Here is a 13,839-nt window from a genome sequence, read left to right on the forward strand (position 1 = left end):
TGTAGAAATCGGCTGTTTATGAAAAAGCAAACGGGGAAATAGGTCTGAAAGAAAACAAATGAGTGAAAAACAGAGGATCAAATCAAGGGAATAAAATAAATAGATGAGGATGATGAGCAATGAATGGACGATTAAATTATTTTCCAACGGATTATGAACAATCGAGGAACACATTCCGCAAGCACTTTCAAAAAATCAAAGAAAGGTGGCCGGATGCGGAACTGACGACAACTTCAATAGGGAAAGAAGAAGACAATACCATCGATATGATTGCTGCCGATGCGAAAGAAACAAATCAGCAGGTATTATTCTTCACGTCAGGTGAACATGGAATAGAAGGCTATGCAGGTGCTGCCATGATCCATCTGTTTACAGAAGAATACTTGGACCGCGTGGACCCGAATACGACGGGCATCTGTTTTATACATGCCCTTAACCCTTGGGGGATGAGAAATTTCAGGCGGGTGACCGAAAATAATGTCGATTTGAATCGAAATTACTTGTATAACCGTTCTTCAGTGCCTGAAGATGTGAATGAGTATTACGAAAGAGAAAGTGAGTTATTCCTTCCCCACGGGAAGATCAAGGACTTATCAAAAGAAAAGATGAAACTGCAGGCGCAGCTGGTCAAGGCCCTTGCCGAAGAAGGCTACAGCGCCATCAAGGAAGCAAAAGGGATGGGGCAGTTCCAGTTTGAGCGCGGGGTTTATTATGGTGGCGAAAAAGAGGAAGAAACGGCCGTATTCCTGAAAAAGATACAAAACAAACTATTATCCGACTATTCACGTGTCATCCATATGGACTGGCATACAGCACTTGGCCCGTCCAATGAGATCACAATGGTTGTTTCCTCGGAAGATAAGCGGGAAGAAGAGGAACTAAAAACAAAATTCGACCTGCGCAACATCCAAAAATTTACACCTGAAAAAGTAAAAGGCGATTCCACCAACCACTTTCACAAACTGAAGAACGAGCAGTACCCTTCCACCTATTTATTTTCCGCCCTATTCGAATTCGGTACATTCGGTACAGGGAAGAAAGCGGAACTCAGGGAATTCATGACCATCGTCCTTGAGAACCGCCTTTACTGGGAAGGCGCTGAAAAGCAGGAGGACCGGGAATGGATCCTCTCTGAGTTCAGGGAAATGTTCTATCCCCTGGACGATGACTGGAAGAAGTCCGTCCTTGCTGAAGGAAGACTTGGCATGGAAGCTGTACTGGGCGAAGAAGGAATTTTAACCTCAACCTGAATACTAAACTTATCCTGAAACCAATCTGCAAAAGCTCCCTCGGCAGGCATACACCGGCGGGAGCTTTTTTCAGTGACCTGACCATTCCCTCTTGTCACTCTTACGCTGACTTCCTTTGCTTCCTCCCCTCTTCCACTTCCCAATTCACCAGTTTTTCAAGCACGATTGATACAAGAACCCCGACGATGAATCCATTGGAGACAATCGGCTGGACGAAAATGGGCAGGCTTGTGAATAAAGCCGGGTCCATGTTCATGATGGATACCCCGATGAGCACAGGGGCCGCGATCCGATAAATCGTCACAGAATCGAACACGGTTCCCCGCAGGCTCTTGAGTGACGTGCCGAACAGCTGCAGATAGGCGGTGAACAGGACAGCGTTTCCTACTGTGACGGGCAGAGTGGCCAGTACGCCCCCCAGGAACGGTACGATTCCCAAAAGGGACATAAGGGCACCCCCGATGAGAAACGGCCTTATTTGGAGGATCCTCGTGCTTTCCAGGAAGCCGATCGACGAAGCGAAAGGGGCATAGGAAACCAGTCCGGACAGCGCCCCGACGATCGAGTAGATGCCGGACAATAAATATGAGCTCGTATACCGCTTACCGCCGGGCTTTTCACCGTAGAGCTGTGCTGCAGCCTGAACGGATGCCAGCGTATTGCTGAGGTTCATCAAGCTTGCCAGGAACGTGATGAAAATGATGCCCATATTCAGATTGGGCGCACCAAATGGGAACAAAATAAAAAAAGAACTCCCCGCTGCCGCACTCGCCGACGTATCTGAGGGAAACAAAAGGAGATAGCCGACCCAGCCCGCTACCATCCCGATCAGGATCGAAAAATTGCTTAGGAGCGGCGTCCCTTTTATTTTCAACAAACTGACCAGCACGGCAACCGATATGGAAAATAGACTTGCAGGCAGGATCAATTCACCCTCTTCGGAAATGCTCAACATCCCTTTAAAAAAGATCAGGATCAGCTGAAAGGTCAGCAGGAATAGATAGACGCTCATGACCATCGGCGTAAAAATCCGCGGTATCAGAGACAGCAGCCCAAGTGCCCACAGCACAATGACCGCTGCCCCGGCCAGGAGCATGCCGGTTGCGATCCCGCCCCCGACAGAAGGGAGACTCATCCCGAGGGCCGGTGCGGCGGCGCAAAGATTGAGCACGACTCCCCACATGACCCCTGAATGTCCCTCCATCAGCGGATATCTATGTCCGATCAGCCCTTGCAGCATACAGGCAATCCCTGTGAAAATGAGGGAACTCCGGAGGATGACGGCGATTTCATGGGAAGGCAGCTCGAATGCCATCCCGACTGAAATCGGCACGACCACTGTATTGGCAAAAATAAAAAACAGCCATTGGACGGCTGAAAAAGCCGTTTCGGCAGTTGATAACTTTTTCATATAAAGCCCTCCTGAACCTCTTACTCTAAGAAATACTTATTATAATAAGTATTCTACGAAACCCTCCGGAATCCTATTTAGACTCACTAACTTTTCAAAATCATCCAGAAAAAACTGGCCCGCACATAATAAAAAGACACCCGAAATTCTCCGAGGTGTCTCCCTGTTAAGTCTGAGGCGGCTCTTCCATCCATCCGTGCTTGATCATGATCTTCGCTCCGTCATGGGCGTATGCGAAGATATCCTGCATGATGATGACCATTTTTGCAGGAAGGTCATTCCGGAGGCTGAATGCCGTCCCGATTGAACCGCTTCCTACCGAAAAGCTGCAGAACAGGCTCACACAGTACATCATCAATTTATCCGAAAACGGCGCTGTGGTGGATTCCGTCACGTTGCCATTGGACGCGATGGGAACCTGAAGCTTGCTTTCAAGCATCTTTTTACTCAGGTCATGAACGATATCCTTGGCGATTTGGCTGCCTCTTTCAAAAAATTTGCGCGCGTCTTTCTCATGTGCGACCTGTGCAAACCCATCGATCATGATGCTCCCCCCCACATTCGCTTCCACCCCATGATACAAATTGGCCACTTCCACCATGTTCAAGTGTCTGGATTTCGACATAGGGGTGATACCGCCTAAATAACTTGTATCTTTTATGAATCCAACCGATTTTGGCATCGGAACGAACGGTGGGCGTGTAAGCTGCCCTTTTTCCAGGAGATAGTTTGTGCAGATGGCATAATACTTCTGGGTGATGGCGGTCAGTGTCTGGAACAACTCGATCACGTCTTCACGGTAGGACATCGTGATACTCAGCGTATGCATCCCCATACTGATTTCCTTGATCATCCGGACAAGCGTGATATCGAACCCATTTTCATAAAGCTTTGGGGCGTCAAGATGAACGTCCTCCTCCGTAAAGCCGATCGGCACCGAAGCACCTTCCTCTTGAAACATCGCCTTTATTTTATGAGGGTATACATTGGTTTCTTCGTACAGATCTTTCATGATCGTTTTTGCCTGGGCATCGTCTGCATGTTTGATCAGATATTCAAGCATCCTTAGGAACATCGTCTTTTGCTGGTATGTAGTCCACAAGACAGCTATTTCTGACGAAGATAAAGCTGGTTTGTCGGGCATGGTCTTTTTCCTCCATACAATTTATCGTGGTGCTGCCGGTTAATAGTAGTATGGACCTTATGGAAAATGTCATTCATCTTTGGCATATGACACAATTAAAAAACTCCCGCCTGCAGCAGACGGGAGGATTGATGGAATTATTGGGCAGTATAACCGCCGTCGATGACGATTGCCTGGCCGGTCACACTCTTTGCTTTTTCACTGGAAAGGAACATTGCGTAGTCGGCAATTTCGCTGACATCCAGAAGGCGCTGCTGAGGAACAAGCGGGTAGATGACTTCTTCCAATACTTTTTCCAAAGGCACCCCTCTTGTTTCTGAGATATCCTTCAGTTGTCCACGTACAAGCGGGGTATCTACATAACCCGGGCAAAGGGCATTTACTGTCACTCCGTGCGCCGCGCTTTCAAGGGCAGCGACCTTCGTCAGACCGATCACCCCGTGCTTCGCGCTGTTATAAGCCGCTTTGCCGGCAAAGCCGCATTCGTATACCACATTCATGTATAACGAGTGCTGCAACTGTCGGTTGGTGTCGAAAAATCACCAGTTCGCTCATAAATCTGAGATTTCGCTCTTTTATTGAAAATTTCGCCCTTAAACTAAGAGACTTCGCTCTTAAATCAAAAATCCCGCCCATAAATCCGGCCGGATACCCCCGGCCCCGCTCCAAAACCCCATAAAAACACCCGCAAACAAGCGCAAGCCACGGCGGGAGACAAGCTTTCTTCCCACAAACCACAAAAAAGCCCACTTCATCATCCAAAGTGAGCTTCAACGCAACCATATATCCAACTCAATCACCCGCTCACCAATCAAAGCGAGCTCAACCCGACCACGATCTCTTTCTTCGTCTCATCATCCACATAGTGCTTCTGTCCGAAAACCTTATGCTTCTTCGATCGGATCGTCGGCAGGATCTCACGGTACAGATAGGCTGCACCCTTCACCGGAATACGGGAAGAAAGGGGATATTCCTGCATCGTTTTGAACGCTTCCCCGTACAGGGACTCGGCGTGTGCAGCAAGCTCTTCCCAGAGGCTGATGAAGGAGTCATCGACGACGCCTGCCCTCAACATACATTCCGTCACGCCGTGCTTCCTCATCAGCTCCTGAGGAAGATATATCCGGTCGCGGTCCAGGTCCTCGCTGATATCCCGCAGGATATTCGTGAGCTGCATGGCAAGTCCGAGCGAGATACCACCATCCTTCAGCACATCCGTCTTACCCGGAGCAAGGATCGGCAGCAGCATCAGACCGACCGTGCTTGCGACATGATAGGAGTAGTCCAGCAGGTCATCAAGCGTTTCATAGCGATTGATCGTCAAATCCATCTCCTGACCCTTGATGAGGTCATGGAAAGCCCGGGCGTCCATCTCGTAGCGGCCGAATGCATCATCGAGGGCAAGCCACGACGGATTCTCCGCATCATACTCCCCTTTTAAAAACTGATCGAATTCCGCTTTGAACAGGACCAGTTCCGCTTCCGGGTTCCTGCCTTCGTCCACGATGTCGTCGACCCTGCGACAGAAGGAATAGACGGCCCACACGGCGTTACGTTCATCTTTCGGCAGCAGGGAAAAGGCTTTGTAAAAGGTTTTGCTATGATGCTTTATAACGTCTTCACATTGTTTATACGCTTCTTTTACACTACACATGAACATTCACTCCTTTTATCGCGGGATCTTTCTGATCGCTTAAAAGCTGATCGGCCATCAGTTTCGCACCCTGCATGACAAGCGGGATGCCGCCGCCCGGGTGAATCGATGCGCCGACTGCGTAAAGATTGTCGATATGATACGGCTTGACCTGGGGCCTGAATACGCCGGACTGGAAGAGGGTCGGTGCGACTCCGAAGCTTCCGCCCTTATGGAGACCGAATCTCTCTGCATCAAGCGGCGTCCGGATTTCCATCCATTCGACCGCATCGCGCAGGCCCGGAAAGGCCCTTTCTTCTAGACGGTCGATAAGCCCGTCGATCCACTCCTGCTGACTTTCCCAGTCGATATCCGTACCCGATGGAACCGGGACAAGTGCGTAGAGGACGCCTTTCCCCTCAGGTGCCAGGCTGTCATCGATCTTCGACGGATGGAATGTGTAAATCGCCGGATCATCCGGGATTTTTTTGTCATCGAACACATCCTTCATATGACGGGAAAAATCCTCTCCCATGAGATAGTGATGGACGTTCGCGTCTTCATATACTTTATTCAGTCCAAAATAGAGGAGAACGCAGCCGGATGAAGGGTCGTATTTCCTCGTCTGCTTCCGCTTCACCAGCGGATCGACAGCCGGGAAGTCCCCATTGAAAACAACAGAATCATAGGACATGGTACCGCCCTCGGTCCGAATGCCCGTCACCCTGCTGCCCTCTTTTAGAATCTCTTTGATTTCACTGTTCAGATGGATGGTCACATTCCGCCTCCGCAGCACTTCTTCAAGGATCGGAACGAGGCTTGCATATCCGCCTTTCAGGTAGTGGATGCCGAATTGGTGTTCAGCAAAGGATACCAGTGAATACATCGCAGGCGACTTGAACGGGTTCCCGCCGATGTAAAGGGACTGGAGGGCGTAGACCGCCTGCAGCCGTTCGTCCCTGAAATAGCGGGACATCAAGGAATGGATGGATTGATAGGGTTTCAGTTTCAAAAGCTTCTTGAGGTTGGCCGGTTTCCAGAAATCGAGCGGATTCACGAATGACTCCTCAAGGAATGCTTCCCTTCCGATTTCGAACCGTTCATTTCCTTCTTGTAAAAATCGAAGATATCCATCAATCTCGCCAGGAAATACCCGCTCCACTTCTTCAAGATGCCGCTCGTGATCGGGGTATTTCGTGAACGAGAGACCGTCGGGAAACTCGAGGGAATAGAACGGATCACATGGGATCAGTTCGTATCGGTCCCGGGAAATACCCGCTTCTTCCAGCAGGGCACGGAACATGTCGGGAAGGAGGACGATCGTCGGTCCCTGGTCGATCCGGAAACCGTCGCGTTCAACGAACGTCAATCTGCCCCCGAGATAGGATTCTTTTTCATAAAGGGTCACGTCCACACCCTGTTTCGATAAGAGCAGGGCGCTCATCAGACCGCCGACGCCGCCTCCGATTATGGCTGTATTCATTTACAATCCCTCCACAACGGGAAGAGGCGATACAGGGATCGAATCCTGCATATCCTGTTCCAGGATGCCGTTGGCTGTGATCCGGGCCGATTCAAGGATGGTCGGCAGTCCGCTGCCCGGATGGGTCCCGCCGCCGACGAGCCAGCAGCACTCCAGTTCTTCAAAGCGGTTATGAGGCCTGAACACCATCATCTGCGACAGCTGATGCCCCAGATTGAATGTGGCTCCCTGATAGACAAATAAATCTTGTTCCCAGTTCTTTGGCGTGATCATTTTCTCCACCTCTATGTGAGCTTCAAGATTTTTGATTCCAGTCTTTTCTTCTACCGTCTTCAGGATGAGTTCACGGAATGTATCTTTTTCCCGTTCCCAGTCGATGCCGCTGAAGTTATTCGGCACCGGCGCCAGTATATAGAGTGCGGACTTCCCTTCAGGCGCAAGTGTCGGGTCGGTCACGCTTGCATTTTGGATGTAAAGGGAGGAATCTTCAGACAGGATTTTCTCCTTCGTGATTTCCTCGACGTTCTTTTTGTAGTCTTTTGAAAAAGCGATCGTATGATGGGGCAGCTCTTCATAAATCGTGTCGAGACCAAGATACAGCATGAAGGTCGAGCACGAATATTTCTTCTTCGCGAGCTTTTTAGGCGAGTACTTCTTCAGCTGCTTCCCCTCGACGAGTTTTGTCATCGCATGGGCGAAATCGCTGTTGATGATGACCTCATCCGCCTCCACGCTCCGGCCGTCTTCAAGGTGGACGCCCTTTACCTTTTTCCCTTCGATCCACAGGCTCTTCACCCCACAGCCGGTGTGGATCTTGCCCCCGTGTTCCTCCGTCACACGCGCCATCGCCTTTGAAAGCTGATTCACGCCGCCGATCGGGTGGAAGACACCATAGGCATGTTCCATATAGGAGAGGATCGAGAAGGCACCGGGGCATTCCCACGGTGACATGCCGAGATATTTTGACTGGAATGTGAAGGCGAGCTTCAGTTCCTCTTCGGTAAAATAACGCGACAGCACATCGTAGAGGGAGCGTCCGAGTTCAAGTTCCGGGAGTGCCTGGAGCACCTTGGGCTGAAAGTAATGCATGAAGCGGTCCATCTTCGACTGCAGGACCGGAGAGAGCGCCTCCATCTTCTTCGCGGTTTCCTTCATGAAGCGTTCATACCCTTCGCCGTTGCCAGGATAATGGGTTTCGATTTCCTGTTTCATGCGCTCCCGGTCCCGTGACATGACGACTCTGCGGTTATCGAAGATCAATTCGTACATGGACTTGAGTTCGACCGCCTCCATGTAATCCGCCGCTTTCCGGTCCGCAGCGGAGAATAATTCTTCGACAATATGAAACATTGAAAGAAACGTCGGTCCCATATCGAACTTGAAATCTCCCAGCCGGATCTCGGCATTGCGGCCGCCGACATACTCCTGCTTTTCAAACACATTCACATCATATCCCCTGGCTGACAGAAGCATTGAAGCCGCCAAGCCGCCGGGACCTGCGCCAACAACGATGATCCGCTTTTTCATTCACAAGACCTCCCAGTCGTACAAAAGTTATACAATCATTATACATAGGTTGAAATTCAATTGCCACTCATAACCTCCTGCAAAATGTGCAAAGAGAGGTAAAACCTTGTGAAAAAGGCGTTATACCAGTAAAAAACTGCTAATTAATTTTTATAAACTTCCGCCATCGACCTCGTTCTCTCCAGCGTTTATCGTCCTTCCTTAATACGTTAATACGATAAAGCACCTGTCTTAAAAAAACCTGACCGGGCTTTCGGTGATCGGTCAGGTTTTCTCATCAAAATATCGTTTTCATCTCACGGATGACCCTCGAAACCTCAAAGTCATCTTTCATCGCTTCGATCGGCCACCACTTTACTTCTTGCAGCATTTGTTCATCCATTGCACATTCGGGATCAATCCCGAGCTGCAGGACATCGGCACCCGTGATGTCAGCAGAAAAAACGCGGCTTTCTCCCATGCTGTAATCGTAGCTGAACAAGTGTCTTCCTGCCTTCACGGTAAGGTTTGTCTCTTCCTTCACTTCCCTCACAACAGCCTCTTCAAAGCTTTCTCCTTCTTCCAGACCGCCGCCGGGAAGCGACCACCAAACCCTGCCGTCCCGCTGCATTTTCACCATGAGGATGTGATTGTCTTTGATGATGGCGGCGCTCGCCCTTGCGCGGTTTTGCTTGATGAGATCTTCGCACATCATGCCATAGACTTCCTCAATTGTATAATTCTCCGCGCACCTCAATCTTTCCTCCGCCACCCAATCCCTTGCGAGGCGGATTGCCCTGGGATAATCTTCCTCCATCCCTTTATGAACCGGATGTGCCTTTGGGTCATCAACCGAGAAATCATAATAATATCCGAGCAGGATCGCAAGGTATTCAAGCGGCGGGTACGGTCCCTCTACCTTGATTGGCTTTCGGCTCAAATAAGGCGTCGAATCCTTGAGGTTCGTGCTCCCCCCATATTTATCTTTTGCCGCGAACTTCAGATTGCGGATCCCGCTCATATAGAAGGCACCGAAACAGAGCGGACAAGGTTCAAGCGTTGAATACAAGGTGTACTCGTTTACGTCAGTATGTATTCGATTATCAAGTTCCAGTAGGGCATTCACTTCAGCATGGGCAATCTCATTATAGAAAACGGATGAACCCGACGTCTGCTTCTTCGTCGAGCTTTTCCCTCTCGAAACGATTTCCCCTTTTTCATTCACCACAATGGCCCCGATCGGCCTCGAACCCTCCAGAAAAGACTCCCATGCCGTCTCGAAGGATTGCTGCCACAAGTAAGGTATTTCCGACCATTTCATTTCCCCCAGCCCCTTTTTTATTCTATCTTACCATAATGATTAGAATTTTTTGGTAAAAGAAAAAGGATGAACTTCACACAATTCATCCTAATCCGTTTTATTCTTTTGTTTATTCTTATTGATCGACCTTTTTCTGATGTACAGCCACATCACAATGTATGTGGCAAACAGCAAAAGTAAAAAGACCGGCACGGAAAAAATGTCTTGTATCAGCATATCAGCACACCCCTGTTTATTTTAAACTTTCCATAGGGAACGGGAACAACAGATAAAATACAATCGCAAGAAGGATTGACACGCCGATGGCCCGCAGTGGATTCCGGTAATGCAAATACAGTACACTGAACAATACAAGGTTCAGCGGGATGTTCCACCAGCCGTTCCAGCCGTGGTCGTATACAAACATGCCCTTATGAGAGAAAAGGAACTCAATGACTGTATAGAAAGCGGTCCATATCAAAATATAGATAATCTGTCCGCTTCTTTTCACAGGGAATCTCTGAAGATAAATGATCAGTCCAACAGGACAGATAAAAAAAGTGAACGCAAAATTGATGATTGTGTGATTCAGCCATTCGGCCGTCACGCCCCTGAAAGCCCAGAGGGTATGATTGAAATAAAAATAGTTATAAAGAAAGTTGATCAGCATGAAAAACAACAGCGTCGGATACTGTTTCCGCCACTGTGACCAGTCGACGAATTTATACGCGAACAGGATCCACACCACGATTACAAGCAGCAAATACATCAGCACACACCTACTTATCATTACTACCAACATGATTGACTGGTTTTTTATCTTTTATACTTTTACTATTAAAATGAAGCATTTACGAGGAGGAATCTTTATGAAAATCGCCATCATCGGCCTGGGGGATATCGCAAAAAAAGCATACCTGCCTGTCCTGTCGGAAAAAGAAGGAATCGAACTTGTCCTCTGTACACGGAACGCTGACACGCTGGACAAGCTCTCAAACAAGTACCGGATTGAGGAAAAAGTCCAGTCGGTGGACGACCTATTCGACAGGGAGATCGACGCCGCTTTTATCAGCACGGCAACGGAAGCCCATTTTGAAATGGCGGAGAAGCTTCTTCAAAACGGGATCCATGTGTACATAGACAAACCGATTTCCATGACGTTAGAGGAAACCGAAAGGATCGTGGGGCTTGCAAAGGAACAGAACAAAATTGCGATGGTCGGCTTCAACCGCCGCTTCATCCCGCGTGTGAACGAGCTGAAAGACCACGGTAAACCAAGCTTGATCCTGATGCAGAAGAACCGGTTCTCCTTCCCAGAACAAGTCAGGAGATTCGTGGTGGAAGACTTCATCCACGTCATCGACACGCTCCGCTTCCTGATGGATACGGACGTCCGCGATGTCAAAGTCGAATACCTGAAAGACGGCGGACAGCTCCATCACCTCGTCGTTCAGCTGCTCGGCGACGGCTGCACGGCCATCGGCATCATGAACCGGAACGGCGGCGTGACCGAAGAAACGATCGAATACCATACCGGCCACCACAAATATGTCGTCGACAGCCTCGTTGAAACGACACATTACCATAACAAAGAAACGAGCATCACGAAGTTCGGCGACTGGGAACCGACCCTGTATAAGCGCGGATTCTACCAGCTGTGCGACCACTTCCTGGAGTGCGTGTCTAAAGGGGAAACGCCGGACCCGTCAATCAACGATTCACTCGTCACGCATGAGATCTGTGAGCGGATTGTGAAATCCATCGACGAACAAGCTTAAAACGTATAAAAAGTGTCTGCGAACGATCGCAGACACTTTTTTTATAAATGATGTTCAGCTCTCCGGCATGATCCAGACAATCTCACAAATGCGCACAAAGAAGGTGGAATCGTGCTCCTGGACCACGGCATGGTCAGGCTTTGCATCAATCAACGTACCGCTTACAGATCCCCGTGACGTGTCAATGACCACCCTCTTCCCGATCAGGCTTTTTAACGCAGCGTAAACATAAGGCTCCACAACGACCACCTGCATCGGTCCGTTCGAAGCTGCCTGCGGGTTATTCCGATATGGATACATGCTGTACATACATCTACCTCCAAGCTGATTAGTTTCACCTCTTAAAGGTATGTACCTGGGAGCATGGACCATTCCAGTACGTTTGCTCCCCTGCCCTTTGTATTAGTATTGGACTTCGGCGGACGGGTCCGGGGGAGGGTGCAGGCGGTTTGCATAGCCAAAATCATTGTGTTATCCGGCTTTTTCAATTTGATTGTATTCCATTAAATTCGATAATAAATGGCTGGAATCGTTGATATCGCACCGTTTATGAAAATAGCCTCAACGGAATAGATAATAAATTGTCTGTTTTCGATCATAAATCTTGAAATATTGATAATAAAACTTTCATTTTTGATAATATCCTGTCCCTGCCCCCTTTCAAAACCTATTCAAAACCCAAAAACGATGCTTTAGAACGGGTATCCCCCCTTAAAATAGTCAAAAGGTCACCAAACAAGCCCAATTCCCACCTGAAAACGATCGAAAATCCAAGAAAACGGACAATTCGCCCTCCCCGCATCTCCACGACTACAGCCCCGTCCGCCAAAACACGGTTGCGTCCGTCCTCCGAAAACGTTTACCATGGTAAAGTGCTAATATTCTAAATTTTACACACATATCTGCTGCCGGGGTCCAATCCATACCATAAAAATCTCTTTTCAAATCATGGATTCCATTGAGAGCAGCACATCCAAAAGAGCGTACATAAAAATGCGGACGCTTACACTCACATCAAGAAAGGAGCAGCACTATGTCATTAGAAGTGAACACAACCACTCCAAAAGCACCAACATCCTTTAAAAAACGGGCCGCCCTGATCGGTCCGGGATTCGTGGCCGCAGCCACAGGGGTCGGGACGGGGGATCTGGTCGCCGCCCTGGTCGCTGGGGCCAGTTTCGGTCTCGTATTTGTCTGGGCAATCGTCGTCGGGTCGATCCTCAAGCATTTCCTTAACGAAGGGGTCGGGCGCTGGCATCTCGCCACCGGGAAAACGATCCTCGAAGGCTGGCAGGAGATGGGGAAATGGGCGACCGGCTACTTTGGCGTATATGCCGTCATCTGGGGGTTCGTCTACGGTGCGGCGGCCGCTTCTGCCTGTGCCCTTGCCATGACGTCGATGTTTCCGATCATGCCGTTCTGGGCGTGGGCCGTCATCCATGCAATCGCCGGCTTCCTCCTCGTATGGACGGGCCGCTATCTACTGTTCGAAAAAGTCATGATGGTTCTGATCGGCATCATGTTCGTGACAGTCGTCGGATCTGCCCTCTTGTTCCTGCCGAATCTCGGTGATTTCCTGACAGGCTTCGTGCCGAGAATCCCCGACGGTTCATTCCTGCTTGCCCTCGGACTCGTGGGGGGTGTCGGCGGTACGATCACGATGACATCGTACGGCTACTGGCTGAAGGAGAAAGGGTGGAGCGGAAAGGAATGGATCCCGACGATGCGTCTGGATTCGAAGGCCGCATACACGATGACGGCCATCTTCACGCTCGCCCTATTGATCGTCGGGAGCCAATTTTTATATGGGACGGGCATTGAAATCGAAGGAGAGCAGGGCCTGATCAAATTGACGGGGCTTCTCGGCGAGAAATACGGGGCGTTCATCTCATGGATGTTCCTGATCGGTTTCTGGTCGGCCGCGTTCTCTTCCCTGCTCGGTGTTTGGAACGGGGTCCCTTATCTGTTCGCGGATTTTGTACGGGTTGTGAAAAAAAGGACGGACCGCCCTGTCACGGAAAAGGACCCGGCCTACCGCCTGTTCCTGGCGTGGCTCACATTTCCGCCTATGATTCTGCTATTCTTCGGAAAACCGGTCCAGCTTATCATTCTATACGGGGCACTCGGGGCGCTGTTCATGCCGTTCCTGTCATTCAGCCTGATGTGGCTGCTGAACTCGAAGAAGGTGGACAAGGACTACAGGAACAGTCTTATGGCCAACTTCGTCTTTGCAGCCTGCATCCTGCTCTTTGCCATCCTGGCCGTGACGAAATTGATCTCCATTTTTTAAAAATGGCTGTTTTCTAAAAGATTGTTGCTTTGCGTAAATAGGCT

The 13,839-nt window shown here is 49.5% G+C and carries 12 protein-coding genes and 1 pseudogene; 3 read left to right on the forward strand and 10 right to left on the reverse strand.

The window, feature by feature from the left end; translation table 11 throughout:
* Nucleotides 1-119 precede the first annotated feature (119 nt).
* Complete coding sequence (locus ACKA06_RS11410) at nucleotides 120-1,250, forward strand: M14 family metallopeptidase (RefSeq protein WP_411159691.1); 1,131 nt, start codon at nucleotides 120-122, stop codon at nucleotides 1,248-1,250.
* Between the two features lie 100 nt (nucleotides 1,251-1,350).
* Here the strand turns inward: ACKA06_RS11410 and ACKA06_RS11415 are convergent, their stop codons facing one another.
* The 9 genes and pseudogenes from ACKA06_RS11415 to ACKA06_RS11455 all read right to left on the reverse strand — a co-directional run bounded on the left by ACKA06_RS11415 (nucleotide 1,351) and on the right by ACKA06_RS11455 (nucleotide 10,496).
* The gene (locus ACKA06_RS11415) at nucleotides 1,351-2,661 is read right to left on the reverse strand and encodes a uracil/xanthine transporter (protein WP_411159692.1); all 1,311 of its coding nucleotides are present in this window, start codon (nucleotides 2,659-2,661) and stop codon (nucleotides 1,351-1,353) included.
* 166 nt (nucleotides 2,662-2,827) lie between these two features.
* Nucleotides 2,828-3,805 carry a DUF3231 family protein gene (locus ACKA06_RS11420; RefSeq protein WP_411159693.1) on the reverse strand — a complete coding sequence of 326 codons (978 nt, stop codon included), beginning with the start codon at nucleotides 3,803-3,805 and terminating at the stop codon, nucleotides 2,828-2,830.
* A gap of 137 nt (nucleotides 3,806-3,942) precedes the next feature.
* Nucleotides 3,943-4,284, reverse strand: a pseudogene (locus tag ACKA06_RS11425) (SDR family oxidoreductase); the annotation flags it as partial.
* A gap of 332 nt (nucleotides 4,285-4,616) precedes the next feature.
* On the reverse strand, nucleotides 4,617-5,459 hold the full coding sequence (locus ACKA06_RS11430) for a phytoene/squalene synthase family protein (protein WP_411159694.1): 843 nt from the start codon (nucleotides 5,457-5,459) through the stop codon (nucleotides 4,617-4,619).
* Nucleotides 5,452-6,921, reverse strand: coding sequence for a phytoene desaturase family protein (locus ACKA06_RS11435; RefSeq protein WP_411159695.1), 1,470 nt, complete (start codon nucleotides 6,919-6,921; stop codon nucleotides 5,452-5,454). Before ACKA06_RS11435 ends, ACKA06_RS11430 begins: the two co-directional genes overlap by 8 nt.
* Nucleotides 6,922-8,448, reverse strand: coding sequence for a phytoene desaturase family protein (locus ACKA06_RS11440; protein WP_058300109.1), 1,527 nt, complete (start codon nucleotides 8,446-8,448; stop codon nucleotides 6,922-6,924).
* Nucleotides 8,449-8,725: 277 nt separating this feature from the next.
* Nucleotides 8,726-9,748, reverse strand: a complete 1,023-nt coding sequence (locus ACKA06_RS11445; protein ID WP_411159696.1) for an NUDIX domain-containing protein — start codon at nucleotides 9,746-9,748, stop codon at nucleotides 8,726-8,728.
* Nucleotides 9,749-9,835: 87 nt separating this feature from the next.
* A complete protein-coding gene (locus ACKA06_RS11450) occupies nucleotides 9,836-9,964 on the reverse strand; it encodes a hypothetical protein (protein ID WP_269751529.1) in 129 nt (42 codons plus the stop codon).
* 16 nt (nucleotides 9,965-9,980) lie between these two features.
* Nucleotides 9,981-10,496 carry a CBO0543 family protein gene (locus ACKA06_RS11455; RefSeq protein ID WP_058300111.1) on the reverse strand — a complete coding sequence of 172 codons (516 nt, stop codon included), beginning with the start codon at nucleotides 10,494-10,496 and terminating at the stop codon, nucleotides 9,981-9,983.
* A gap of 100 nt (nucleotides 10,497-10,596) precedes the next feature.
* Between ACKA06_RS11455 and ACKA06_RS11460 the strand changes: the two genes are divergently transcribed.
* Nucleotides 10,597-11,505: a Gfo/Idh/MocA family protein gene (locus ACKA06_RS11460; RefSeq protein WP_411159697.1), complete on the forward strand. Its 909-nt coding sequence runs from the start codon at nucleotides 10,597-10,599 to the stop codon at nucleotides 11,503-11,505.
* Between the two features lie 54 nt (nucleotides 11,506-11,559).
* Here the strand turns inward: ACKA06_RS11460 and ACKA06_RS11465 are convergent, their stop codons facing one another.
* Nucleotides 11,560-11,814: a YuzF family protein gene (locus ACKA06_RS11465; protein WP_411159698.1), complete on the reverse strand. Its 255-nt coding sequence runs from the start codon at nucleotides 11,812-11,814 to the stop codon at nucleotides 11,560-11,562.
* A 724-nt stretch (nucleotides 11,815-12,538) separates the two neighbouring features.
* Here ACKA06_RS11465 and ACKA06_RS11470 point away from each other — a divergent pair.
* Nucleotides 12,539-13,795 (forward strand): Nramp family divalent metal transporter, encoded by a 1,257-nt coding sequence (locus ACKA06_RS11470; protein WP_052011467.1) that lies wholly within the window; start codon nucleotides 12,539-12,541, stop codon nucleotides 13,793-13,795.
* Nucleotides 13,796-13,839 lie beyond the last annotated feature (44 nt).

Origin of the sequence: Rossellomorea oryzaecorticis (genome assembly GCF_045897515.1) — a bacterium.
GTDB lineage: Bacteria > Bacillota > Bacilli > Bacillales > Bacillaceae_B > Rossellomorea > Rossellomorea enclensis.